This window comes from Terrabacter sp. Root181 (genome assembly GCF_001428505.1).
GTDB lineage: Bacteria > Actinomycetota > Actinomycetes > Actinomycetales > Dermatophilaceae > Terrabacter.
Window position 1 is genome coordinate 395213 of sequence record NZ_LMHU01000006.1, and the last position, 24439, is coordinate 419651.

Here is a 24439-nt window from a genome sequence, read left to right on the forward strand (position 1 = left end):
GCGGATTCCGAATCGTGAGACGCCGTGCTCACGTCCACGGTCGGGACGTGAGGAAGGACGCATCAGGACTGCGCCGGACGGTCCACCTTCGTGCCGCCGGGGACGGTGTCGTTCGGCCGGTCTGCGACGGTCTCCGCCGAAGGATCTTCGACGACGTCGTCGTCGGTGTCGCCCGCCTGGGTGGCCGAGGTGGCCTCGTCCGGCTCGTCCGGCTCGCCCGACGCGTCGTCGACCGTGTCGTCCGGAGGGGTCGGTGCGGGGGGCTGCTCCATCCGGCCGAAGTGCCGCCACAGGTAGACGCCCAGCAGGAACACGAGGATCGAGACCCAGGTGTTGACGCGCTGTCCGAGGATGAGGTTGGCCGAGTCGGTGCGCATGTTCTCGATGACGATGCGGCCGACGGGGTAGCCCATGACGTAGGCGGCGAAGACCTGGCCGGCCTTGAGCTGACGGTGGCGGCCGAGCCAGATGAGGAAGGCCGCGAGCAGCAGGCACCAGAGCGCCTCGTAGAGGAACGTCGGGTGGAAGTAGCCCTTGACGACCGGGCTGCCCTGGGCGTCGACGACGGCGCGGCCGAGGGAGGTGTCCCACTCGTAGATGCGCAGCCTCCACGGCAGGTCGGTGGGCGCACCGTAGATCTCGTTGTTGAACCAGTTGCCGAAGCGACCCATGGCCTGGGCGATCGCCAGCCCGGGTGCCGCTGCGTCGACGAAGTCACGGAAGGCCACGCCGTTCTTGCGGCAGCCGATCCACGCGCCGACGGCTCCCAGCGCCACGGCGCCCCAGATGCCGAGACCGCCCTCGTAGATGGCGAACGCCTTCCACGGGTCGCCGTTCTCGCCGAAGTACGGCTGCGGCGTCGTGACGAGGTGGTAGAGGCGTCCGCCGACGATGCCGAACGGCACGGCCCACGCGGAGATGTCGATGGCGATGCCCTTGCGGTGCCCTCGGGCCTCGAGGCGCTTCTGCGTCAGCCAGACGGCGACGACGATGCCGGCGAGGATGCACATGGCGTAGCCGCGGATCGGCAGTGGACCGAGGTGCCAGACGCCGACGCTGGGCGACGGGATGTCGGCCGGGAGGGCGGCACCCAGCGCGGTCGGCACGCCGGCGAGCACGCTCACGACCGGCCCCGACGGACGCCGTCGGCGAGCTCGCAGGCCAGGGCGCCGAGCGCCTCGAGCCCCTGCTCCTCGGAGTCGGCCTCGGTGAGGCAGCGCACGAGCGCCGATCCGACGATGACGCCGTCGGCGTAGCGCCCGACCTCGGCAGCCTGGTCACCGGTCGAGACACCGAGCCCGACGCAGACCGGCAGGTCGGTGTGCTCGCGGGTGCGGGAGACGAGCGCGTCGGCCGCCTCGCCGACGCTGGCCCGCGCACCGGTCACGCCCATGACGGCGGTCGCGTAGACGAAACCCCGGCACTGGGAGGTCACGGCGGCGAGCCGCTCGGGTGTCGAGCTGGGCGCGACGAGGAAGACCTTGTCGAGGTCGTGGGCGTCTGCCGCGGCGATCCACTCACCGGCCTCGTCGGGGATGAGGTCGGGCGTGATGAGCCCGGCTCCCCCGGCCGCCGCGAGGTCGGTGGCGAAACGCTCGACGCCGTAGCGCAGGACGGGGTTCCAGTACGTCATGACGAGCGCACCGGCTCCGGCGCCGGAGACCTCGCGGGCGGCGGTGAAGATGTCGCCAAGGCGGACACCACGGGCGAGGGCGCGCACGGCGGCGTCCTGGATGACCGGGCCGTCCATGACGGGGTCGCTGTAGGGCACCCCGATCTCGATGATGTCGACGCCGGACTCGACGAGGACCTTCATCGCGGTGATCGACCCCTCGACCGACGGGAAGCCGACGGGGAGGTAGCCGATGAGGGCTGCGCGGTTGTCGGCGCGGCACTTCTCGATGATGAGACCGACACTCACTGCTGCTCCCCCATGCCCTTGGCGCCGTCGTCGTCCGGCAGCCGGGGCGACCCGTCGTCAGCGATGAGGCCGAACCACTCGGCAGCCGTGTGGACGTCCTTGTCGCCGCGCCCTGACAGGTTGACGAGCAGGATGGCGTCGGGGCCGAGCTCGCGCCCCACCTTCATCGCACCGGCGAGGGCGTGCGCGCTCTCGATCGCGGGGAGGATGCCCTCGGTGCGCGACAGCAGCGAGAACGCCTCCATCGCCTCGACATCGGTGACGGGGCGGTACTCGGCCCGCCCCGACTCGAGCAGGTGGGCGTGCTCAGGGCCGACGCTGGGGTAGTCGAGACCGGCCGAGACGCTGTGCGACTCGACGGTCTGGCCGTCCTCGTCCTGCATGACGTAGGTGAAGGCGCCATGGAGCACCCCGGGGATGCCGGCGGAGAAGCGCGCGGCGTGCTTGCCCGACTCGACGCCCTCGCCGCCCGCCTCGAAGCCGATGAGCCGGACGGACTCGTCGTCGATGAAGCGGTGGAAGATGCCCATCGCGTTGGAGCCGCCGCCGACGCAGGCGAGCACGGCGTCGGGCAGGCGCCCGACGAGGTCGAGCACCTGCTGGCGCGCCTCGACCCCGATGACGCGGTGGAAGTCGCGGACCATCTCGGGGAAGGGGTGCGGGCCGGTCACGGTGCCGAGGACGTAGTGCGTCGTCGCGACGTTGGCGACCCAGTCGCGGAACGCCTCGTTGACGGCGTCCTTGAGCGTCTTGCTGCCGTTGTCGACCGGGACGACCTCGGCGCCGAGCAGGCGCATCCGGGCGACGTTGAGCGCCTGGCGCTCGGTGTCCTTGCGGCCCATGTAGACGACGCACTCGAGCCCGAGCAGGGCGGCCGCGGTCGCCGTGGCGACTCCGTGCTGGCCGGCGCCGGTCTCGGCGATGACGCGCGTCTTGCCCATCCGCTTGGTCAGCAGGGCCTGGCCCAGCACGTTGTTGATCTTGTGCGAGCCGGTGTGGTTGAGGTCCTCGCGCTTGAGGATGACGCGGGCACCCCCGCAGTGCTCGGCGAAGCGCGGCACCTCGGTGATGATGCTCGGCCGCCCCGTGTAGGTGCGCTGGAGGCGCTCGAGCTCACCGACGAACTCCGGGTCGACGACGGCCTTGCGCCAGACCTCCTCGAGCTGCTCGAGGGCGGGGACGAGCGCCTCGGGGACGTAGCGTCCGCCGAAACCCCCGAAGCGGCCGTATGCCGGCACGTTGGATGTCGTGGTCATGCTCACTCTCCTGCCGCGCCGGGGCGGGCCGGGGCCCGGACCGCGGTCGCGGCGTCGATGAAGCCGCGGATCGCGGCCTCCGGGGCGCCGTTCTTGACGAGGGCCTCGCCGACGAGCACGGCACCGGCGCCGGCGCGCACGTAGGCAGCCACGTCGTCGGGACCACCGACACCGGACTCGGCCACCCCGACGACGCCCGCGGGCACGCGCGGCAGCAGGTCGGTGACGGTGCGGGGGTCGACCTCGAGGGTCTTGAGGTTGCGGGCGTTGACGCCCACGAGGACGGGGTCGAGGGCGAGGGCCCGGTCGAGCTCGGCGGCGTCGTGCACCTCGATCAGTGCGGTCATGCCGAGCGCGAGCGCCTGGTCGTGCAGGTCACGCATGAGCGCGTCGTCGAGCGCTGCGACGATGAGGAGGACGAGGTCGGCGCCGTGGGCGCGGGCCTCGGTCACCTGGTAGGCGTCGACCATGAAGTCCTTGCGCAGCAAGGGGGTCCGGACCGCCGCGCGCACCTCGTCGAGGTCGGCGAGGCTGCCTGAGAACCGGCGCTCCTCGGTGAGCACGCTGATGGCACTCGCTCCCCCGGCGGCATACGACCGCGCCAGCACCCCGGGCTCGGGGATCTCGGCCAACGCGCCCTTGCTCGGGCTCGAGCGCTTGACCTCGGCGATGACGGCGACGCCCTCGGCGGAACGGATGCCCGGCATCGGGTCGAGTGCCGGGCCCACGGTCGCGAGCAGCGCCTCGAGCTCAGCGAGCGGCAGCGCGGCACGACGGCGTCCGAGATCCTCGCGGACGCCGCTGATGATCCCGTCGAGAACCGTCGGCACTGCGCTCAGCTCTTGCCGACGGTGTCGGCGCCCGTCTCGTCGGGGGCGTCGACGATCGAGCCCGCCTGCGCGTGGTGCCCGTCGTTGCCGTAGCCGGCCATGGACATCGTCTTGCCCGCGGCGACACCGGCCACGATGACGACGGCACCGATGATGCCGAGGACCAGGCTGGGGATGACGACGGCGACGGACGCGATGGCCGTGCCGAGCAGGATGATCCCGACCCCGGTCCAGGCGGCGGTGCTGTGACCGTGGTCCTCGTGCTGCTCTTCCATGGGGTCCTCTCTGGTCCGATCGGCTCCACTCGCGTGCGGGCCGACGGGGTTCATTCTGTCAGGTCTCGTCAGGAGCGTCGCGCAGGGTCGGGTCCCGCCCCTCGGACAGCTCGTCCCAGGTCGTGCGGACCTCTCCGCGCGGGCCGCTCTCGGGCTTGTCGCCCCGCTCGTAGCGGCCGGAGAGCCCGGCCCAGGTGCGGCTCGACACGGCCGCGAGCACGGACCCGACGGCCAGCAGCACCGCCGCGACGACGGCGAGCCACACCCCCGCGGTGCTCGAGCCCGTGGCGGCCGGGGCGGTCGTGCGGGCGAGCTCGCGGGCGACGGCGTCGGCCACCGTGTCGACCGGCCGCAGGGCGACGAGGACGGTCATCGCCAGCGCGCCCAGCGAGGCCAGCACGATGACGGCCGCGGCGACGGCGCGGATGACGCGGCCGCCCGTCATGAGGCCGAGCAGGGCCACCACGCAGACGGCGGTGAGGCCGACGACGCCCGGTGCCGCGGTGCCACCGGTCACCTCGGTGACCGCCTGGCTGAGGACGTCCTTGGACTCACCGACCGCCCACGCACGGGTCGTGAGGCCGAGCAGCAGGGCCGCGGGGACGAGGACGACGAGGGCCGCGCGCTTCTTGTCGAGGGCGCCGGGACGGAGGCGGGAGGTCATGGGCGGTGGTCCCCCAGGGGACGCAGGCCCGCGGCGGCGGCCACGGCACGCAGGGCGGCGGCCGCCTTGTTGACCGTCTCCTCGTACTCGAGGTGGGGCACCGAGTCGGCGACGATGCCGGCGCCGGCCTGGACGTGGGCACGCCCGTCCTTGATGAGCGCGGTGCGGATCGCGATGGCCATGTCGAGGTCGCCGGCGAAGTCGAGGTAGCCGACGACGCCGCCGTAGAGACCGCGGCGCAGCCCCTCGTAGGCGTCGATGAGCGCCATGGCGCGCGGCTTCGGCGCCCCGCTCAGCGTGCCGGCGGGGAACGTCGCGACGAGCGCGTCGTAGGCGCTCTGGTCGTCGCGGAGGTCACCGACGACCGTCGACTCGATGTGCATGATGTGGCTGTAGCGCCGGATCGACATGAAGTCGACGGTGTCGACGGTGCCGGCGCGGCAGATGCGCTGGAGGTCGTTGCGGGCGAGGTCGACGAGCATGAGGTGCTCGGCCCGCTCCTTGGCGTCGCCGAGCAGCTCCTCGGCGAGGTGCGCGTCGTGGTCCGGGCTCTTGCCACGGGGCCGCGAGCCGGCGATGGGGTGGGTGATCGCCTGGCGTCCCGTCACCTTGATGAGGGCCTCGGGGCTCGAGCCGACGATGTCGTAGGCCGTGCCGTCGGGGTGCGGGAGCCGCAGGAGGTACATGTAGGGGCTGGGGTTGCTGACCCGCAGCGCCCGGTAGACGTCGAGGGCGTCGGCACGACACGGCACGGTGAAGCGCTGCGAGACGACGATCTGGAAGGCCTCGCCGGCCCGGATCGCCTCCTTGGCCTCCTCGACCATCTCCTCGTACTCGGCCTGCGTGTGGCTGCTCGTCGGATGGCTGTCGATGGGTTCGATGGTGGCCACGGTGCTCGGCGCGGGGGCTGCGAGCTCGTCGGTCATCCGGTCGAGACGGCTGACGGCGTCGGCCCAGGCGTCCTCGATGCGCTCGTCGGTGGCGTCGTGGTTGACGGCGTTGGCGATGAGCAGCAGCGACCCGTCGCTGTGGTCGAAGACCGCGAGGTCGGTGGCGAGCATCATCGCCACCTCAGGCAGGTCGAGCTCGTCGCGGCCGCCGTCGGGCACCTTCTCCCAGCGCCGGACGGCGTCGTAGGTGATGGCGCCGACGAGACCACCCGTGAGCGGCGGCAGCCCCGGCGTCCGCGGCGTCGCGAGGGCGGCGACCGTGTCGCGGACGGCCGCGGTCGGGTCTCCGTCGGTGGGCAGTCCGACCGGCGGCTCGCCGATCCAGTGCGCGCGGCCGTCCTTCTCGGTCAGCGTCGCAGCACTGCGGGCCCCGACGATGGAGTAGCGCGACCACACGCCGCCGTGCTCGGCGGACTCGAGCAGGAAGGTGCCCGGCGCGTCCTTCGCGAGCTTGCGGTAGACGCCGACGGGCGTCTCGGCGTCGGCCAGCACACGGCGTACGACGGGGATGACGCGACGGTGCTCGAGCGCGAGCTCGGTGAAGACCTCGAGGCTCGGCCACGTGCGGCCCCACGCGAGGTCGGCGTGTGGCGCGGGCGCGGCGGCGAGCGAGGTGTTCGAGTCGGGCACCGAGCCATTCTGGCCCACGCCGTCGTATGCCGTGGCCCCGCCTCACCCGTCGAACACGCGGCCGCCGCTCCCCCAGCACCCTCGAGTGGGACGGAGCGCACGCTCGAGCCGGGGTTCAGGCCGTGGGGGTGGGCTCGCCGACGGTGGCGGGGAGGACGCGCGCGTCGAAGCAGGTGCGGTCCCCCGTGTGGCAGGCCGCACCGACCTGGTCGACGCTCACGAGGAGGGCGTCGCCGTCGCAGTCGAGGCGCACGCCCTTGACCCACTGCACGTGGCCGCTCGTGTCGCCCTTGCGCCAGTACTCCTGACGGCTGCGCGACCAGAACGTCACCCGGCCCTCTCCGAGGGTGCGGCGCAGGGCCTCGTCGTCCATCCAGCCGACCATCAGGACGTCGCCCGTGTCGTGCTGCTGCACCACGGCGGCCACGAGGCCGTGCTCGTCGCGCTTGAGCAGCTCGGCGATCTGCGGGTCGAGCGTCGAGGGGTCGGGCGTGGCAGCTGGCGTCGGGTCGAGGGCGTCGGTCACCCGCCCATTCTGCCGCCGCCCGGACCGAACCCGGCACTCGGTCTCGCCGTCAGACCGCCTGCTGCTGGGCGACCCAGGACTCGTGGAGCCGGGAGTAGACGCCTCCGAGTCGGACGAGCTCGGTGTGGTGTCCGCGCTCGACGATGCGACCGGCATCGACGACGATCACCTCGTCGGCGGCCTGGGCCGTCGAGAGCCGGTGCGCGATCGCGATCGATGTGCGCCCGCGGGTCAGCGAGTCGAGGGCGCGTTGGATCCGCACCTCCGTGCTCGGGTCGACGGCCGACGTCGCCTCGTCGAGGACGAGCAGGTCGGGGTCGGCGAGGTAGGCCCGGGCCAGTGCGACGAGCTGACGCTCGCCGGCCGACAACGACTCGCCACGCTGGCCCACGTCGGTCGCCAGACCGAGCGGGAGCGTCGCGACCCACGGGTCGAGGCCGAGCTCGGTGAGGGTGAGGCGCACGTCCTGCTCGCTCGCCTCTGGACGGCCGAAGCGGATGTTGTCGAGCAGCGTGCCGTCGAAGAGGAACCCCTCCTGGGGGACGAGCACGACGCGGGACCGCAGTGACGAGAAGCGGATCGTGCGCAGGTCGACGCCGTCGAGGAGCACCTGACCGCTGCTGGAGTCCATGAGCCGGGTGAGCAGCTTGGCGAGGGTCGACTTGCCCGACCCGGTCTCGCCGACGATCGCGACGCGGCTGCGCGGCGCGATCGTCAGGTCGACGTCGTGGAGCACGGGCGCGCCACCGGGGTAGGCGAAGCCGACCTCGTTGAACTGCACGGTGATCGGTCCGCGCGGCAGGGTGACGCCGGAGTCGCCCGGGTCTGAGACGTCGGCGGGGGTGTCGATGATGCCGATGACCCGGCGCCATCCGGCGACGGCGTTCTGCATCTCGTTGAGGATCTCGGTGGCCTGCTGGACCGGCTGCGTGAAGAGGTTGACGAGGAAGAGGAAGGCGAGCAGCTCTCCCAGCGTCAGGCTGCCGCGGGCGGCGAGCACGGTGCCGACGACGAGGACGACTGCCGTGGTGAGTCCGGAGACGAGCTGCCCCGACGTGAACGCCACGACCGAGCGGGCCTGGGCGCCGATGGCCGCCTTGCGGTGCGCCTCGACCGCGGCGTCGATGCGCTCGGCGGTGCGGTCCTCGACGCCGTAGGCGCGGATGGCCTGCGCCCCGACAACGGCCTCGGAGATGGCTCCGAGCATGTCGCCGACGCGTTCGCGCACCTTCGTGTAGGCCCGGCCGACGATGCCCTGGAACTTGCGGATGATGACGAAGAGCGGCACGAAGCACAGCCACACGACGAGGCCGAGGAGCGGGCTGTAGACGACCATGAGCACCGTCGCGAGCGAGATCTGCGCGATGTTGATCATGAGCATGAGCCCGCCGAACTGCACGAACATCGAGATCGTGTCGACGTCGGACGTGACGCGGGAGACGAGCGACCCGCGCCGCTCGGTGTTCTGGGTGAGCATCGCGAGGTCGTGGATGTGCCGGAAGGCCCTGAGACGCAACGTCGCCAGGCCGTTCTCGGACGACCGGAAGAGGCGGATGTTGACGAAGTAGGCGGAGACCGCCGTCACGGCGACGCCGACGAGGGCGACGCCGATGTAGACGGCCACGACCTGGGTGTCGGGACCGCCCTCGGCGAGGAGGCCGTTGTCGGTGATGCGCTGGACGACGAACGGCACGAGCACCCGGCCGAGGGTCGAGAGCACGGCGAGGAGCACCGTCACCCAGATGCCCTTGCGCAGCTCGGGTGAGAGCTCGACACCACGACGCAGCGTCTGCCACGTCGTCATCTCCTTGCCCGTGGCGACACCGTGGTGCTCGACGAGGACCTGCGACCGCATGCTCATCGGGAGACCTCCTCGGCCGCGTCGGCGCCGAGCCCGGGCTCGTCGCGCTCCTCGGCGGCCGCGATGGCCTCGCGCTCCGCGGCCTCGCGGGCGTATGCCGTGACGAGCCGCTCGTAGCCGACGCACCGGCCGAGGAGCTGGTCGTGGGAGCCGTGGTCGACGACCCGACCGCCCTCGAGGTAGACGACCTCGTCGGCGAGCAGGATCGTGGCCATGCGGTAGGCGACGACGAGGACGGTGGTGCCCGAGCTCGCCTCTCGGAGCCGGGCGAGGATGGCCTGCTCGACGCTCGGGTCGACGGCCGACGTGGCGTCGTCGAGGATGAGCAGCTGCGGCTCACGGATCACGGCACGGGCCAGGGCGATGCGCTGGCGCTGTCCGCCGGAGAGGCTCGCGCCGCGCTCGCCGACGTGGGTCTCGAGACCGTCGGGCAGCTTCTCGACGAAGCCGGCGCCCTGCGCCACGTGCAGCGCGCGCCAGACGCTCTCGTCGTCGTGCTCGACACCGAGGGTGATGTTGCCGCGGACGGTGTCGTCGAACATGAAGGTCTGCTGCGCGACGAGCGCAGCGACGTCGCTGATGCCGCCATGGCGCACCTCGCGCAGGTCGACGTCGTCGACGAGCACCGCCCCCGAGTCGGGGTCGACGAGCCGCATGACGAGGTTGGTCAGCGTCGACTTGCCGCTGCCCGTGGGCCCGACGATCGCGACCGTCGCTCCGGGCGCGACGTCGAGGGTGACGTCGACGACCGCCGGGTTGCGGTCGGCCTCGCCCGTCTCGGTCTCGATCTCATAGGCGTACGCGAGTCGCTCGGCCTGCAGGTGGCTCGCGGTGCCCCGGGGCAGCGAACGGTCACCGAAGGTCATGCTGCCCGTCGCGTCCAGGACGGCCGAGACGCGCTTCCACCCGACGACGGCGCGCGGCAGCTCGGCGAGGACCCACCCGAGGGCTCGGACGGGGAAGGCGAGGATCGAGAAGAGGTAGGCGATCTGGACGACCTGGCCGGCCGTGAGCTGGCCGCTGCTCACCCGGAGGGTGCCGACGAAGAGCACGGCGAGCGTCCCGATCGTGGGGATGGCCTCGATGGCGGGGTCGAAGCGGCCACGCGTGCGGCCGACCTCGATGTTGGCGTCGCGCAGCTCGTGGGTGACGACGCGGAAGCGCTCGGCCTCGTGGTCCTCTCGGCCGAGCGACTTGACGATGAGCGCCGCCTCGAAGCTCTCGTGGGCCACCTCGGAGACGTCGGCGCGCAGCTGCTGCGCTCGCGTGACCCGCGGCGACATGGCTCGCTGGAAGGCGACGTTGGCCAGGAAGAGCATCGGGAAGACGGTGAGCCCCACGAGCGCGAGCCAGGGGTCGACGATGACCATCTGGACGATGCCGAAGACGAGCATGACGACGACACCGAGGGCCATCGGCAGCGGCGCGAAGATGTTCCACGTCGCCTCGACGTCGGCGTTCGCGTTGGAGAGCAGCTGACCGGACGGGTGCTTGTGGTGCCAGCTGAGCGGGAGCCGGAGGTACTGGCGCGTGACCTGGCCGCGGTACATCGCGCCGAGGTTGTACATCGCGACGCCGCCGGCGATGCGGCGGCCGATGACACCGATGATCGTCGTGAGCACGACTGCGGCCATGACACCGCCGATGAACCACAGCTGGGACGCGGTGACGTATCCGGCCTCGATGGCGGGCGAGATGGCGTGCTGGACCACGAAGCCGATGGCCGCCGCCGTCAGGCTCGTCATGACGCCGTAGACGACGCTGCCGACCACGGCGAGGGAGAACCAGCGCGGCTGGCCCTTGATGCCCCGGCCGATGACGGCGAGACCCTCCCGAAGGGTCGAGGTGGGCGGGACGTTCACGGTGTGCTGCTCCCCTGGTGACGTGCTCTGTGGTCGACCCCTCAGCCTCTCACGCGTCGGCGACACCCTCGCCACCAGTCCCTCTGACCCAGAGCCACTCGGCGCCGTCGGCGGCGTCCTGCGCTGCGTGCCGCTGGAAGCCGAGGCGCGCCAGGACGCGGTGGCTCGCGACGTTGTCGGGGTCGGTGTGCGCGACCACGGAGAGTCCGGCCGCCTCGAGCGAGCGCACGAAGCCGGACAGGACGTCGGTCATCAGGCCTCCTCGCCGGGCGTCCGCGACGAGGCCGTAGCCGACCTCGACGACGCCCTGGTCCGGTGGCCCGAAGCAGCCGATCGAGCCGACGACGAGCCCGTCGCTCCTGCGCACGATGTGGCGCGGGGTCCACGCGTCGGGGCCGGAGGGCATCATCCCGACGGCGTCGAGGTCGTCCTCGCGCGGGTAGCCCGTCGCCCAGTCGGCCCGCCGCTCCCCCGCGCGCATCGCCGCGGCCTCCTCGGACGTCACCGGCACGAGCCTCGCGTCCCGTGTCTCGATCGGTCCCGGGCCGATCGGCTGCGCCGGGGCGTCGGTCCGGACCCAGTGCCGCAGGACGCCCTCCCGCTCGTCCTCCAGGACGCCGCCGCACGACGTGATGGTCCGCGCGGAGGCCGTGTTGGTCGCGTCGCACGTCACGAGGACGGGGTCGATCCCGCGGGACGCGGCGAGGCGGAGCGCGAGACCCAGCGCGGCGCGGGCGATCCCCTGGCGTCGGACAGCCGGCGACACGGCATACCCGATGTGCCCACCCTCGGCGACGAGGGACGGGGTGAGCGCGTGGCGCACGGCGATGGCGCCGACGACACGACCGTCGCGGACGATCCACCGGTTCGACGACGGCACCCGGCCCTGCGGGAGGGCCTCGTCGGACCGCTCCATCCGGCCGAGCCAGTCGACCCACTCCTCGAAGGCCTCGCGGTCGCGCAGCAGCTCGCGGTCGCCCGAGCGGTAGCTCGAGCCGTGGATCGTCGTGCCGGCGAAGTCGTCGACCATCTCCCACCACGAGTCGGACAGGTCGACGGTGGGGCGCACGAGCTCGATCACCGTCCGACCCTAGGCACAGACCTCCGCCCGGGCCACCGAGATTCGGTCGTGGCCGACGCCCTGAGAGGATGGCGTCATGACGCGCCACGCCCAGTCCGAACGCCTCCTGCTCTGCGACGAGCTCGACCGGCTCGGACCCGACCAGCCGACGATGTGCGAGGGGTGGGACACGCGTGACCTGGCAGCCCATCTGCTGGTCCGCGAGCACCGGCCCGACCTGACGGCCGGTCGCTTCATCCCGTTTCTCGCGGGTCACCTCGAGAAGGAGCAGGGCAAGATCGCGCACGGCGACTACACGGCGCTCGTCGACCGCGTCCGCCGGGGCGCCCCGGTGTGGAACCCCATGGCGCACCCCAAGGTCGACGAGGTGACCAACCTCATCGAGTTCTTCGTCCACCACGAGGACGCCCGCCGCGCCCAGCCCGGGTGGGAGCCGCGCGAGCTGTCGCCCCAGCTGTCGGGCAAGCTCTGGTCGGCGCTCAAGCGCTCGTCACGCCTGATGTTCCGGAAGGCGCCGACGGGGATCGTGCTCATCGCGGAGGGCCAGGGCCGCTACGCCGCCAAGCTGCCCGACGAGCACGGCACCGTCGTGCTCCGCGGGACGCCCGCCGAGCTCGTGCTCTACGCCTACGGCCGCAAGAGCGTGGCGCGCGTCGAGTTCGAGGGCGACGCCGACGACATCGCGGCGCTCCAGAAGACCGACCTCGGCATCAGCTGACCGCGGCCGACCCGCACTCAGCGGACCGTCACACCGGCTGCCCGCAGGGCGTCCTTGACGTCGCCGACGGTGAGCTCGCGGAAGTGGAAGACGCTCGCGGCGAGCACGGCGTCCGCCCCGGCGGCGACGGCGGGCGCGAAGTGCTCGACGCGTCCGGCGCCCCCGCTCGCGATGACGGGCACGGACACCGCCGCCCGCACGCGCCGGATCAGCTCGAGGTCGAAGCCGTCCTTCGTGCCGTCGGCGTCCATCGAGTTGAGCAGGATCTCGCCCGCCCCGAGCTCCGCTGCGCGGGCGCACCACTCGACGGCATCGAGGTCGACCGGGGTGCGCCCTCCGTGCGTCGTCATGACGAAGTCGTCGGTGGGCCGCCCGTCATCACCGATGCGCCGGCGGACGTCGGCCGACAGGACGAGCACCTGCGCGCCGAACCGGGCCGCGATCTCGGAGATCAGCTCGGGCCTGGCGATGGCGGCGGTGTTGACCCCGACCTTGTCGGCGCCGGCGCGCAGCAGGCGGTCGACGTCGTCGACGGTGCGCACGCCACCCCCGACGGTGAGCGGGATGAAGACCTGCTCGGCGGTCCGGCGCACGACGTCGTAGGTGGTCTCGCGGTCACCGCTGCTGGCCGTGACGTCGAGGAAGGTCAGCTCGTCGACGCCCTGGTCGTCGTACAGCTTCGCGAGCTCCACGGGGTCGCCGGCGTCACGGAGGTTCTCGAAGTTGACGCCCTTGACGACGCGCCCGGCGTCGACGTCGAGGCAGGCGATAACTCTCGTGGCGACGGGCATGCGACAAATCTAGGCCAGCCCGGGAGCGGGCCGTGGATCGGTAGGGTCGCGCCCATGTGGGACGAGGTGACGCGGCCGCCGCGCGAGGAGCACGTCGCGGCCGTCGTGTCCCTGGCGCTCACCGCCGACGCCCGGTGTGGCGACGTCGTCGTCGTCGCCCTCGACGGGCCCAGCGGCGCCGGCAAGACGACGCTGGCCCGCGGGATCGAGCTGGCGCTCGAGCCGACGGGTCCCGTGGCCGTCGTGCACATGGACCACCTCTACCCGGGCTGGGACGGCCTGTCGCAGGCACCCGGACTGTTGACGCAACAGGTCCTCGAGCCGCTCGCGCGCGGTGGGCGGGCCACCTACCGGCTGTGGAGCTGGGTGCGCGACGAGTGGAGCGGCACACGCGAGGTGCCCGCGTGCCGTTTCCTCGTCGTCGAGGGGTGCGGTTCCAGCGTGGGGCCGGCCGGGCCGTATGCCGCCGTGGCCGTCTTCGTGGACGCCGACGTCGCGCTCCGGATGCGCCGGGGCATCGAGCGCGACGGAGAGGCCTACCGACCGCAGTGGCAGCGCTGGGCCGACCAGGAGACGGCGCTGTTCAGTGCCGACGCGACGAGGGAGCGCGCGGACCTCGTCCTCGACACATCTAGTCTCTGATGGTGCTTCGACGAGACCGACCGCTCCGCCCCCTGCCGCCCGTCCGGGTCATGGCCCTGGCTCTCGTCGCGGTCGCCGCCAACCTCCGGATCGCGATCACGAGCGTCCCTCCGCTCCTCGACGCGATCTCCGCGGACCTCGGCCTGAGCCACGCCGCGGCCGGGGCGCTCACGACACTGCCCGTCCTCTGCATGGGCCTCTTCGCCCCGGTCGCGAGCCGGATCGCCCACCGCACCGGGGCGGCCGCCGCGGTCCTGGGCGCGGTCATCAGCATCGTCGTCGGTACGGCCAGCCGTTTCGCCGGCGAGCACGTCGTCGTGCTCTACGCAGGCACGTTCCTGTGCGGAGTCGGCATCGCCGTGGCCGGCACGCTGCTGCCCCGGCTCGTCAAGACCTTCTTCCCGCCCGAGCGCACCGGTCTCGTCACCGGCCTCTACATGCTGGCGATGATGGGCGGCGCGGCCCTCAGCTCGGCGGTCGCCGTGCCCCTCGCCGACCGACTCGGCAGCTGGCAGGCCTCGCTCGGTTCGTGGTCGGTCGTCGCCCTGGTGGGGGCCCTCGCGTGGGCGCCGTTCACCATGCGGGCCAACCCGCACCACACGCCAGACGAGGAGGGTCCGGGCCGGCTGCCGTGGCGGCACCGCACGGCCTGGCTCGTCGCCGGCTACCTCACCCTGCAGTCGTGGTGCTTCTACTCGGCCGTTACGTGGCTCGCCCCGACCTACGTCGAGCACGGCTGGTCCCGCGCGTCGGCGGGCTATCTTGCGGCGGTCTTCAGCGGGGCCCAGATCGTCTCGGGCCTGCTCGGTCCGGTCGTCAGCGACCGCACCCGCGACATGAGGCGGCTCCTGTGGCCGGCCGCGGTGCTCGGGATCGCCGGCTCGGTCGGGATCTGGGTCGCACCCCTCTCGGCGCCGTGGGTGTGGGCGGTCGTCACCGGGCTCGGCCAGGGGGCCGCGTTCTCCCTCGCCCTCGTCCTGCTCGTGCGCTACGCCCGGACCCCGGAGGCGAGCGGACGTCTCACCGGAATGGCGTTCCTCATCTCCTACGGCCTCGCCTCGATGGGACCGATCGCGATGGGACTGGTGCGCGACGTCACCGGCAGCCTGTCTCTCGTCTGGGGCATCCTCGCCGCGATCGGGGTCGTGCAGATCTTCGTCGTCCAGCGCCTGCGCCCCGACCTGCGCCGCGTCGACTGACGGGTCCCGGACCCCACGGCTGGGGCTCGTGGTGCGCTTGGGTCGACCCAATTCGGGCGAAACGGCGTACAAGGGACGATTTGCCTGTGCAGAATGCTCGCCGGACGTGCTGACTGCAAGGAGACGGACGAATGCTGCCCCGCCCCACCCCGCTGGCCGAGCCTGACCGCGACGTCGAACGACGCAGGACCGGGCGCCTGGGGTCTGCCCTCGTCGTGGCGGCTCTCCTCGCCGGAGTACCCGGCCTCGCGACGGCGCAGCCGGCGACCGCGGCTCCGTCGCTCGCCACCGCCGCACCGGCCACCGCCGCCGTCACCGGGACCGCGCCGGCCGCGGTCAGCCTGTCGGTCGTCGCCGGCCCGACCAGCGGTGGCACGACCGTCGATCTGTCGGGGACAGGCGTGGGAGCCACAACGACGGCCTGGTTCGGCTCCACCGCCGTCACCCGCATCACGAAGGTCTCGAGCACCCGGGTCCGCGTGCTCACCCCGGCCCACCCGGCCGGAGTGGCGAGCGTCCGCGTCACCACCCCGGCAGGCACGTCTCCCGTCTCGTCGCGCTCGAGCTTCGCCTTCGACGCGGTCCCGACCGTGACGGCGCTGTCGTCAGGCACCGCTACGACGGGCGGCGGCACGGTGGTGACGCTGACCGGGACCGGGCTCTACCGCACCACCGCGGTGCGCTTCGGCAGCACCCCGGCCGCAGGCCTCACCCGCCTCTCGGCGACCCAGCTGCGTGTCACCGTCCCGGCGCACACCGCCGGGGTCGTCGACGTCCGGGTCACGACGCCGGGCGGCACCTCGCCGGTGGTCTCCGCCGCCCGCTTCACCTACACGGTCGCCCCCGTCGTCACCCCACCGACGGTCACCGGCCTCTCCGTCGCGGCAGGACCGGTGCGGGGCGGGACGACGGTCGTCGTGTCGGGGACCCGCTTGACGGGGGCCACCACGGTCACCTTCGGGGCGACCGCGGCCCGGTTCACCGTGCTGTCGAGCACCCAGCTACGCGTCACGTCGCCGGCCCGACCGGCCGGACTCGTCAACGTGCGCGTCCGGACCGCCTCCGGCATCTCGTTCGGCTACTCCGCGAACGCCTTCGCCTACGAGGCAGTCCCGACCCTCACCGGGATCTCGTCCACCTCGGGTCCCACGGCCGGTGGGGCCACCGTGACCCTGACGGGCACCGGCCTCGGCAGGGCGACCGCCGCCCAGTTCGGCTCCACGACGACGACCAAGGTCGTGCGGGTCTCGGCGAGCACGCTGCGCGTCACCACCCCGGCACGTCCGGTGGGCACCGTCGACGTGCGCGTGACGACGCCGGGTGGCATCTCGGCCGCCACCTCACGAGCCCGCTACGGCTACCAGGCGCTCCCCGCTGTGACGTCCCTGTCGACGACGGCCGGCCCGGTGCGCGGCGGCACGGTCGTCACGCTGACCGGCTCCCGGTTCACGGGCGCGACCCGGGTCGCCTTCGGCGCCATGGCAGCCCGCTTCACCGTCCTGTCGGCCACGAGCATCCGGGCCACGGCGCCCGCTCACACGGCCGGGGTCGTCGCCGTCACCGTCACGACCGCGTACGGCACGTCCCCCGAGCACTCGTCGAGCACCTTCGCCTTCGACCCCGTCCCGGCCATCACGTCGCTGTCCCCCCAGGCGGGCCCGCCGGCGGGCGGCACCGTCGTGACCCTGACCGGCACGGGTCTGGAACGGGCCACGGCCATCCGTTTCGGCTCGGTCGCCGCGACCGACGTCGTCCGGGTATCGGCGACCACGGTGCGCGCCACGACGCCGCGCCACGCCTCCGGCCCCGTCGACGTCCAGGTCATGACGCCGGGTGGCACCTCCGCCGCAGGAGCCGGCGCCCGCTTCGCCTACGGATCGCCGCCGGTCGTCACCGCCCTGTCCGTCACCGCCGGCCCGCTGCGCGGCGGCACGGTCGTGACGATCTCGGGTGCGCACCTCGCCGACGCCACCTCGGTGCGTTTCGGGACCGTCGCCGCCACCGGGTTCGTCCGCGTCTCGGACGGCACCCTCCGGGTCACCGCCCCCGGCCAGGCCGAGGGGACCGTGGCCGTACGCGTCACCAACCCCAACGGGACCAGCCCCGAGTCAGCGACCGGCCGGTTCACCTACGTCGGCATGCCCGCCGTGTCCGCGCTCTCGGCCCCGGCAGGCCCGCTCCGCGGCGGCGTCGTCGTGACCGTCACGGGCACACGTCTGGGTCTGGCGACCGGCGTGGACTTCGGCGGCGTGCCCGGCACCGGGCTCGTCCGGGTCTCCGACACGACCCTGCGGATCACCGCCCCCGCGCGGACCGTCGGCACCGTCGACGTCCGCGTCACGACGCCCGGCGGCGTCTCCCCGGTCGTGCCGGCCGCCCGGTTCACCTACCAGGCCGTCCCGACCGTCACCGCCGTCTCCCCCACCCTCGCGCCCACGAAGGGCGGCGGCACGGTCACCCTGGCGGGGACGGCATACGACCGGGTGTCGTCGGTGGCGTTCGGCGGCGTCGCCGCCACGGCCGTGACCCGCCTCTCCGCCACCCAGCTGCGCGTCACCCTGCCGGCCCACGCGGAGGGCGACGTCGATGTGCGCGTGACCACGCCCGGTGGCACGTCGCTCGTGGTCCCCGCCGGGCGCTTCACCTTCCAGGACGCACCGGTCGTCGCCTCGGTCTCTCCCGCCTCGGGCCCCCTGGCCGGCGGCACCGTGGTCACCCTGCGCGGCACGTCCTTCACGGACGTTCGCGGGGTGCTCTTCAACGGTGTCGCCGCCACGTCCTTCACCCGCGTCTCCGCGACGCAGCTGACCGCGGTCGTGCCGGCTCGGATCGCCACGGGCAGCATCCCGATCCGGGTCACCACCCGCGCCGGCACCGTCGTGCGCACCGACGGCTTCACCTACGTCGCGGGGGCAACGCTCCGGACGGGCCAGTGGCTCTCGTCCGCGACGGCGCTCCGGTCGTCCACGGGGGCCTATCTCGCCACGATGCAGGCGGACGGCAACCTCGTCGTCACGACGTCGGCCGGGGTCCGCCGCTGGACGAGCGGCACGCCGGGCGCCGGCAACCGTCTCCAGGTCCGGGCCGACGGCAACGTCGTCATGCTGCGCACCAACGGCACGGTCGCGTGGTCGAGCGGGACCGGCGGCTGGACGGGAGGCCTGCTCACCCTGACGAACGACGGCCTGCTCCAGGTCCGCCAGGGCACGACGACGGTGTGGGACCACCGCGGCTACCGCTACGACCGGATGCTGCCGGGCCAGGTGCTGCGGTCCGGGGAGTCGATCCTGTCCACGAGCAAGGCGTGGCAGCTGACGATGCGCACCGACGGCAACCTCGTGCTGACCTCGTCCGCCGGTGTGCGGCAGTGGGCGACCTTCACGACGGGGACCGGCAGCACCGCCACGATGCAGACCGACGGCAACCTCGTCGTGCGCAGCCCGCGCGGCGTGACGCTGTGGTCGACCGGGACCAGCGGGAGCGGCTCCGTCGTGCGCGTGCTCGGCAACGCCAACGTCGCCGTCTACCGGTCCACCACCGTGACGTGGGCGATCACCGGCGGTCCTGCCCCGTCGAGCTGGAAGTGCTACTCGCGCGCCACCCAGGACTGCATCGAGCGCTTCGGCTACTACGGGCAGCGCGCGTGGAGCTACCCCGTCGACCCGTGGGGAAACAACTGCACGAACTTCTCGGCCTACCGGCTCTCCCGTGACGGCGTGAAGAACCCCGGCAACCTCGGCAACGCCACCAGCTGGGACACGAACGCCCGGGCCAAGGGCTTCGCCGTCGACCAGAAGCCCCGCGTCGGCGACATCGCCCAGTGGAACTCCAACCACGTCGCGTACGTGGACTGGGTCAGCGCCGACGGCGACACCGTCGCGATCTCCGAGAGCGGTTACGGCGGAACGGTCCTCGGTGCGACCTACACCTCGATGAGCGGTCGCCGCATCCTCGAGCGGGGCAGCTACTCCTGGCCGTCGAACTTCATCCACTTCCGCTGACGGCGACGCCTCGGGACCCCGGTCGGTCCCGAGGCCTTGTCGCGCCGTCCGCCGGGTGGGAGCCTGCCACGGTGACCCGGACGATCTACGACGCCGTCGGCGGGATGCCCGCGCTCGTCTCCCTCGCGCACGCCTGGCACGAGCGGGTGCTCGCCGACCCGGTCGTGTCGCACGCCTTCTCGCACGGCTACCACCCCGACCACACCGAGCGGCTCGCCGCGTACTGGGCCGAGGCCCTCGGCGGGCCACCGGCCGTCACGACCTCCGTCGCGAGCGAGTCGGAGGTGGTGCGGATGCACTCGGGCAACGGCCCGCACCAGGAGATGGACGCGCGGGCGGTGGAGTGCTTCGAGCGGGCCGTGGAGGACGCCGGCCTCTCCGGCGACGCGGACGTACGCGACGCGCTCGTCGCGTACTTCACCTGGGCGACCGGCTACATGGGCACCTACCACGGGTCGGCCGACCAGGTGCCCGACGGCCTGACGGTGCCGCGCTGGTCGTGGGACGGCCTCGTCGACGGCACCGACTCCCGTCCCTCGCAACACACCGAGTAGGTCGCAACCCACCGCGATCCGATCCCGGTGGGTTGTGACCTACTCGGTGTGTTGGGGGCCTGGACGTCCGGAGGCGTGCGACCGGGCGGCGGGCACGGGGCCTCAGCCCCAGTAGTCGTCCATCGCCGCAGGGCCCTCGTCGGTCCCCGCCGACGCACGCCGCTCGGTGACGGTCAGGCGTCCGCGGTAGAAGAGCATCGGCCGGCCGGACTCGCCGTCCTCGAGGTCGAGGACCCGACCGACGACCACGTCGTGGTCGCCGGCGACGTGGACCTGCTCGACCGAGCAGTGCACCCGCATGAGCACGCCGGGCAGGCTCGGGCCACCGTGCACCGACGGCTCCCAGTCCAGCGCGTCGAAGCGCGCGCCGCCCGCCGAGCCGAAGCGAGCGATGAGGTCACGCTGGTCGTGCCGCAGCACGTTCACGGTGAAGCGACCGTCGTCGCGCATCCGCGGCCATGACCGACCGCGGTGGTCGGCGCAGAAGAGCACGAGCGGCGGGTGCAGGGACACCGACGCGAAGGACTGGCACGCGAACCCGACCGGCTGCCCGCCGTCGGCGAACCCGGTCACGATCGTCACGCCCGTGGCGAAGTGGCCGAGCGCGTGGCGCATCCGCTCCGGGGTCGGCTCGCCCGTCACGTCAGGTCCTGGGGACGGTCGGGCTCACGCGCCTCGCCGAACGCCTGGACGAGCGCGGCGAGCCGGGACGCCTCCCGACCGGCGAGCGGACCGTCGGCCTTCTGGATCGCCATGACCGCGACGGTGTCGCCGTCCTCGAGGTCGAGGGTGACCCAGGGCTCTCCCCCACCGAACTGGATGCCGACGACCTCGGGCCACTCGAGCGTGCGGGTGAGCACGAGGTTGCGCACGACGAGGCCGGCGCGGCTCGGTAAGGCGGCGATCGACGCGTACCGCCAGGCGAGGAAGGCGATCACGACGCCCAGCCCGAAGAACATCAGGCGGTCGCCCAGCCCCCACCGACCGTCCACCTGCGCCGGCATGACGACGGCGATGGCGCCGAAGACGGCGAGCGAGGACCACACCACGCCGAGCGCAACGGCCCGACCACGCTTGGGACGGAAGGGCGCCCACGCCGCCGAGTCCGCGGACGGATCGGGTGCCGGCTGGGACGGGGGCTGCTGCGTCATCGGGTCACGTCCGTCGTCCGCCGTGGTGCTTCACAGCCGGCAGGCGGCGATGTCGGTCACGAGGATCGCCCGCGCGCCGAGGTCGTAGAGCTCGTCCATGAGCCGGTTGCGGCCGATGCGGGGCACCATGGCGCGCACGGCGACCCACGCGTCGTCCTGCATCGGCGAGACCGTCGGGGACTCGAGGCCCGGCGTGAGCTCGCAGGCGCGGTCGACGAGCTCCTTCGGGCAGTCGTAGTCGAGCATGACGTAGGTGCGGGCCGTGATGACGCCGGCGATGCGTCGCTGGAGCACCTCGATGGCCTGGGCCTCGCCCGGGCGGTCGCCGCGGATGAGGACGGCCTCGGAGCGCAGGATCGGCTCACCGAAGACCTCGAGACCCTGCTGCCGCAGCGTCGTGCCCGTCTCGACGACGTCGGCGATGCAGTCCGCGACCCCCAGCGTGATGGCCGTCTCGACGGCGCCGTCGAGCCGCACGACGTCGGCCGACAGCCCGCGGGCCGCGAGGTCCGAGCGCACGAGGCCGGCGTACGACGTCGCGACGCGCTTGCCCGCGATGTCCTCGACGGTGGCCACGTGACCGGGCTTGCCGGCATACCGGAAGGTCGAGGCGCCGAAGCCGAGCGACATGACCTCGACGGCGTCGGACCCCGAGTCGAGCAGCAGGTCGCGGCCGGTGACGCCAGCGTCGACGGTGCCCGACCCGACGTAGACGGCGATGTCGCGAGGGCGCAGGTAGAAGAACTCGACGTCGTTCTCGACGTCGGTGACGACGAGCTCCTTGGTGTCACGGCGCGTGCGGTAGCCCGCCTCGCGCAGCAGGTCGACGGTCGCGTCGGACAGGGAGCCCTTGTTGGGCACGGCGATTCGCAGCATGGGCAGTGAGGTCCTCAGAGGTGGGAGTAGACGTCGTCGAGCGAGATGCCCTTGGCGAGCATGAGGACCTGCAGATGGTAGAGGAGCTGGCTGATCTCCTCGGCGGCCTCGTCGTTCGACTGGTACTCGGCGGCCATCCACACCTCGGCCGCCTCCTCGACGATCTTCTTGCCGATGGCGTGGACGCCGGCGTCGAGCTGCGCGACGGTGCCCGATCCCTCGGGTCGCGACTGCGCCTTCTCGGCCAGCTCGGCGTACAGCTGCTCAAAGCTCTTCACGGTGCCCCAGCCTACGGGCCGCTCGGCCGCGGTCCGGACGGTGCTCACGTCGTGGCGACGCCACGGAGGGCGACGACGGTCGCGACGGCCGCCGACGCGGCCTCGAGGCCCTTGTCCTCGGCCGACCCGGGCAGGCCGGCACGGTCGAGCGCCTGGGCCTCGTCATCGCACGTGAGCACCCCGAAGCCGATCGGCGTCGCCGTGCGGACCGAGACGTCGGTGATCCCGACGGTCGCGGCCTGGCAGACGTAGTCGAAGTGCGGGGTGCCGCCGCGGATGACGACGCCGAGGGCGACGAGGGCGTCGTAGCGCCCCGCGAGGGACGCGCACGCGACGGGCAGCTCGAACGTCCCGGGCACGCGGACGACGTCGACGGACGTGACCCCGGCGTCGGCGAGACCGCGGCGGGCGCCGTCGAGCAGGCCACCCATGACCTGCTCGTGCCAGCTCGCAGCGACGACCGCGACCCGCAGCCCGCTGCCGTCGGTCGTGATGGTGGGGGCGCCGTCCTTCATGCCGTCTCCTTGCCGTGCCGGTCGGTCGTGACCGGGATGTCGTGGCCCATGCGCTCGCGCTTGGTGATGAGGTACTGCTCGTTGTCCGCGCCCATCGGCCCGTGCAGCCGCTCGACCGCGACGACGTCGAGGCCGAGGTGACGCAGCGCCGAGACCTTGGTGGGGTTGTTCGTCAGGAGCACGACCTGGGTCGCGCCGAGGTCGTGCAGGATCGCCGCTCCTGCGGCGTACTCCCGTGCGTCGACGGGAAGTCCCAGGGCCGTCTGCGCGTCGACCGTGTCGGCGCCGAGGTCCTGCTGGGAGTACGCGCGGAGCTTGTCGACGAGGCCGACGCCTCGGCCCTCGTGCCCGCCGAGGTAGACGACGACACCGCCCTCGCTCCCGACGCGCGAGAGGGACGCCTGCAGCTGGGGCCCGCAGTCGCAGCGCAGCGAGCCGAAGGCGTCGCCCGTCAGGCACTCGGAGTGCAGGCGGGTGAGGACGGGACCGGTGATGCTCCGCCCGTGCAGCCCGCGCGGGCTCACGAGGGCGACGTGCTCGTCGCCGGTCAGGGTGTCGCGGTAGCCGTGGGCGGTGAAGGTGCCGTGCACCGTCGGGATGCGGGTCGTGGCGAGCCGCTCGACCCGGTCGAGCCGCTGGCGGTGGTCGATGAGCTGCTCGATGGTGATGACGGGCAGCCCGTACTCGCGCCCGAGGCCGACGACCGCGTCGAAGCGCATCATCGTGCCGTCGTCGTGGACGAGCTCGCCGATGACGCCGACGGGTGAGAGGCCCGCGAGGCGCGTCAGGTCGACCGCCGCCTCGGTGTGCCCGGGCCGGGTCAGCACGCCACCGTGGCGCGCGCGCAGCGGCAGGATGTGCCCGGGGCGGATGAGGTCGGCCGGCGTCGAGTCGACGTCCGCGAGCACCCGGACGGTGTGCAGGCGGTCGGCGGCGCTGATCCCGGTGGTGACGCCGCTGGCGGCGTCGACCGAGACCGTGTAGGCGGTGCGCAGCGGATCGCGGTTCTCGGCCACCATGAGGGGCAGCTCGAGCCGGTCGGCGATCTCGTCGGGCATCGGCGCGCAGAGGTAGCCGGACGAGTGACGGATGGTCCACGCCATCCAGTCCTCGGTGGCGGTCTCGGCGGCGAGGACCAGGTCGCCCTCGTTCTCGCGGTCCTCGTCGTCGAGGACGAGGACCGGGCGTCCCGCCTGGAGGGCCTCGAGCGCGGCCTCCACGGTCGAGAGGGTGGTCATGAGCCGACCTCCTGCCGGTCGGTGTTCCGATGGCTGAGCAGTCGTTCGACGTACTTGGCGATGACGTCCACCTCGAGGTTGACGACGTCGCCGACTCCCTTGTGCCCCAACGTCGTCAGCGCGAGCGTCGTGGGGATGAGCGAGACGCCGAACGCGTCGTCGCCGACGTGCGCGACGGTGAGCGACACGCCGTCGACCGTGATGGACCCCTTCTCGACCACGTATGCCGCGAGGCCCGGTGGGAGCGTGAAGTCGACCGTCTCCCAACGGTCCCCGGGCGTGCGCGCCGTGATCGTGGCGGTGCCGTCGACGTGACCCTGGACGACGTGGCCGCCGAACCGGCCGTCGGCCGGCATGGCACGTTCGAGGTTGACGCGGTCGCCGGGTGCCAGGGCGCCGAGGCTGCTGCGGTCGAGGGTCTCGGCCATGACGTCGACGGCGAAGCCCGTGGCGTCGAACTCGGTCACGGTGAGGCAGACCCCGTTGACGCAGATGGAGGCCCCGTGCGTGGCGTCGCTGACGACGAGCGGGCCGTCGATGCGCAGCACCGCAGAGTCGCTGCCGTGCTCGACGGAGGCGACGGTGCCGAGCTCCTCGACGATTCCGGTGAACATGTCTGT

General features: G+C 72.7%; 24 protein-coding genes. 5 read left to right on the top strand and 19 right to left on the bottom strand.

The window, feature by feature from the left end; all coding sequences use genetic code 11:
• Window positions 1-62: 62 nt before the first annotated feature.
• The 11 genes from lgt to ASD90_RS13695 all read right to left on the bottom strand — a co-directional run bounded on the left by lgt (window position 63) and on the right by ASD90_RS13695 (window position 11856).
• The gene (lgt, locus tag ASD90_RS13645) at window positions 63-1124 is read right to left on the bottom strand and encodes a prolipoprotein diacylglyceryl transferase (protein ID WP_056757336.1); all 1062 of its coding nucleotides are present in this window, start codon (window positions 1122-1124) and stop codon (window positions 63-65) included.
• Window positions 1121-1921: a tryptophan synthase subunit alpha gene (trpA, locus tag ASD90_RS13650; protein ID WP_056757339.1), complete on the bottom strand. Its 801-nt coding sequence runs from the start codon at window positions 1919-1921 to the stop codon at window positions 1121-1123. The genes lgt and trpA overlap by 4 nt, the downstream gene beginning before the upstream one ends.
• Window positions 1918-3177 (bottom strand): tryptophan synthase subunit beta, encoded by a 1260-nt coding sequence (gene trpB, locus ASD90_RS13655; protein ID WP_056757342.1) that lies wholly within the window; start codon window positions 3175-3177, stop codon window positions 1918-1920. Before trpB ends, trpA begins: the two co-directional genes overlap by 4 nt.
• A 2-nt stretch (window positions 3178-3179) precedes the next feature.
• Complete coding sequence (trpC, locus tag ASD90_RS13660) at window positions 3180-4007, bottom strand: indole-3-glycerol phosphate synthase TrpC (RefSeq protein WP_056757345.1); 828 nt, start codon at window positions 4005-4007, stop codon at window positions 3180-3182.
• Between the two features lie 5 nt (window positions 4008-4012).
• A complete protein-coding gene (locus ASD90_RS13665) occupies window positions 4013-4282 on the bottom strand; it encodes an HGxxPAAW family protein (protein WP_235506634.1) in 270 nt (89 codons plus the stop codon).
• A 58-nt stretch (window positions 4283-4340) separates the two neighbouring features.
• Window positions 4341-4946, bottom strand: coding sequence for a Trp biosynthesis-associated membrane protein (locus ASD90_RS13670; RefSeq protein WP_056757350.1), 606 nt, complete (start codon window positions 4944-4946; stop codon window positions 4341-4343).
• Window positions 4943-6526 carry an anthranilate synthase component I gene (locus ASD90_RS13675; RefSeq protein WP_056757353.1) on the bottom strand — a complete coding sequence of 528 codons (1584 nt, stop codon included), beginning with the start codon at window positions 6524-6526 and terminating at the stop codon, window positions 4943-4945. Before ASD90_RS13675 ends, ASD90_RS13670 begins: the two co-directional genes overlap by 4 nt.
• Window positions 6527-6641: 115 nt before the next feature.
• Window positions 6642-7052: a phosphoribosyl-AMP cyclohydrolase gene (hisI, locus tag ASD90_RS13680; RefSeq protein ID WP_056757356.1), complete on the bottom strand. Its 411-nt coding sequence runs from the start codon at window positions 7050-7052 to the stop codon at window positions 6642-6644.
• 49 nt (window positions 7053-7101) lie between these two features.
• A complete protein-coding gene (locus ASD90_RS13685) occupies window positions 7102-8913 on the bottom strand; it encodes an ABC transporter ATP-binding protein (RefSeq protein WP_056757360.1) in 1812 nt (603 codons plus the stop codon).
• Window positions 8910-10775: an ABC transporter ATP-binding protein gene (locus ASD90_RS13690; protein ID WP_056757363.1), complete on the bottom strand. Its 1866-nt coding sequence runs from the start codon at window positions 10773-10775 to the stop codon at window positions 8910-8912. Before ASD90_RS13690 ends, ASD90_RS13685 begins: the two co-directional genes overlap by 4 nt.
• A gap of 49 nt (window positions 10776-10824) precedes the next feature.
• Window positions 10825-11856 carry a GNAT family N-acetyltransferase gene (locus tag ASD90_RS13695; protein WP_056757367.1) on the bottom strand — a complete coding sequence of 344 codons (1032 nt, stop codon included), beginning with the start codon at window positions 11854-11856 and terminating at the stop codon, window positions 10825-10827.
• Window positions 11857-11932: 76 nt separating this feature from the next.
• Here ASD90_RS13695 and ASD90_RS13700 point away from each other — a divergent pair, with 76 nt between their 5' ends.
• Window positions 11933-12574 (top strand): TIGR03085 family metal-binding protein, encoded by a 642-nt coding sequence (locus ASD90_RS13700; protein ID WP_056757370.1) that lies wholly within the window; start codon window positions 11933-11935, stop codon window positions 12572-12574.
• A gap of 17 nt (window positions 12575-12591) precedes the next feature.
• Here ASD90_RS13700 and hisF read toward each other — a convergent pair whose 3' ends face one another.
• The gene (hisF, locus tag ASD90_RS13705; RefSeq protein WP_056757372.1) at window positions 12592-13365 is read right to left on the bottom strand and encodes an imidazole glycerol phosphate synthase subunit HisF; all 774 of its coding nucleotides are present in this window, start codon (window positions 13363-13365) and stop codon (window positions 12592-12594) included.
• Between the two features lie 54 nt (window positions 13366-13419).
• Between hisF and ASD90_RS13710 the strand changes: the two genes are divergently transcribed.
• The 4 genes from ASD90_RS13710 to ASD90_RS13725 all read left to right on the top strand — a co-directional run bounded on the left by ASD90_RS13710 (window position 13420) and on the right by ASD90_RS13725 (window position 19761).
• On the top strand, window positions 13420-14007 hold the full coding sequence (locus ASD90_RS13710; protein WP_056757375.1) for a uridine kinase: 588 nt from the start codon (window positions 13420-13422) through the stop codon (window positions 14005-14007).
• A gap of 2 nt (window positions 14008-14009) precedes the next feature.
• Window positions 14010-15206: a CynX/NimT family MFS transporter gene (locus tag ASD90_RS13715; RefSeq protein ID WP_235506636.1), complete on the top strand. Its 1197-nt coding sequence runs from the start codon at window positions 14010-14012 to the stop codon at window positions 15204-15206.
• A gap of 131 nt (window positions 15207-15337) precedes the next feature.
• The gene (locus tag ASD90_RS13720; protein ID WP_056757378.1) at window positions 15338-19207 is read left to right on the top strand and encodes an IPT/TIG domain-containing protein; all 3870 of its coding nucleotides are present in this window, start codon (window positions 15338-15340) and stop codon (window positions 19205-19207) included.
• 71 nt (window positions 19208-19278) lie between these two features.
• On the top strand, window positions 19279-19761 hold the full coding sequence (locus tag ASD90_RS13725; RefSeq protein WP_082588721.1) for a group II truncated hemoglobin: 483 nt from the start codon (window positions 19279-19281) through the stop codon (window positions 19759-19761).
• 102 nt (window positions 19762-19863) lie between these two features.
• Here ASD90_RS13725 and ASD90_RS13730 read toward each other — a convergent pair whose 3' ends face one another.
• Genes ASD90_RS13730 through ASD90_RS13760 form a run of 7 tightly spaced genes read right to left on the bottom strand, consistent with a single transcriptional unit; the run spans window position 19864 to window position 24433 of the window.
• A complete protein-coding gene (locus ASD90_RS13730; protein WP_056757380.1) occupies window positions 19864-20403 on the bottom strand; it encodes a flavin reductase family protein in 540 nt (179 codons plus the stop codon).
• On the bottom strand, window positions 20400-20912 hold the full coding sequence (locus ASD90_RS13735; RefSeq protein ID WP_056757384.1) for a PH domain-containing protein: 513 nt from the start codon (window positions 20910-20912) through the stop codon (window positions 20400-20402). Before ASD90_RS13735 ends, ASD90_RS13730 begins: the two co-directional genes overlap by 4 nt.
• 30 nt (window positions 20913-20942) lie before the next feature.
• The gene (hisG, locus tag ASD90_RS13740; protein WP_056757387.1) at window positions 20943-21788 is read right to left on the bottom strand and encodes an ATP phosphoribosyltransferase; all 846 of its coding nucleotides are present in this window, start codon (window positions 21786-21788) and stop codon (window positions 20943-20945) included.
• Window positions 21789-21802: 14 nt separating this feature from the next.
• Entirely contained in the window at window positions 21803-22066 is a 264-nt protein-coding gene (locus tag ASD90_RS13745; protein ID WP_056757742.1) for a phosphoribosyl-ATP diphosphatase, read from the bottom strand.
• Between the two features lie 44 nt (window positions 22067-22110).
• Window positions 22111-22581, bottom strand: a complete 471-nt coding sequence (gene ribH, locus ASD90_RS13750; protein WP_056757390.1) for a 6,7-dimethyl-8-ribityllumazine synthase — start codon at window positions 22579-22581, stop codon at window positions 22111-22113.
• Window positions 22578-23819, bottom strand: a complete 1242-nt coding sequence (ribB, locus tag ASD90_RS13755; protein ID WP_056757393.1) for a 3,4-dihydroxy-2-butanone-4-phosphate synthase — start codon at window positions 23817-23819, stop codon at window positions 22578-22580. The genes ribH and ribB overlap by 4 nt, the downstream gene beginning before the upstream one ends.
• On the bottom strand, window positions 23816-24433 hold the full coding sequence (locus ASD90_RS13760) for a riboflavin synthase (RefSeq protein ID WP_056757397.1): 618 nt from the start codon (window positions 24431-24433) through the stop codon (window positions 23816-23818). Before ASD90_RS13760 ends, ribB begins: the two co-directional genes overlap by 4 nt.
• Window positions 24434-24439: the final 6 nt, after the last annotated feature.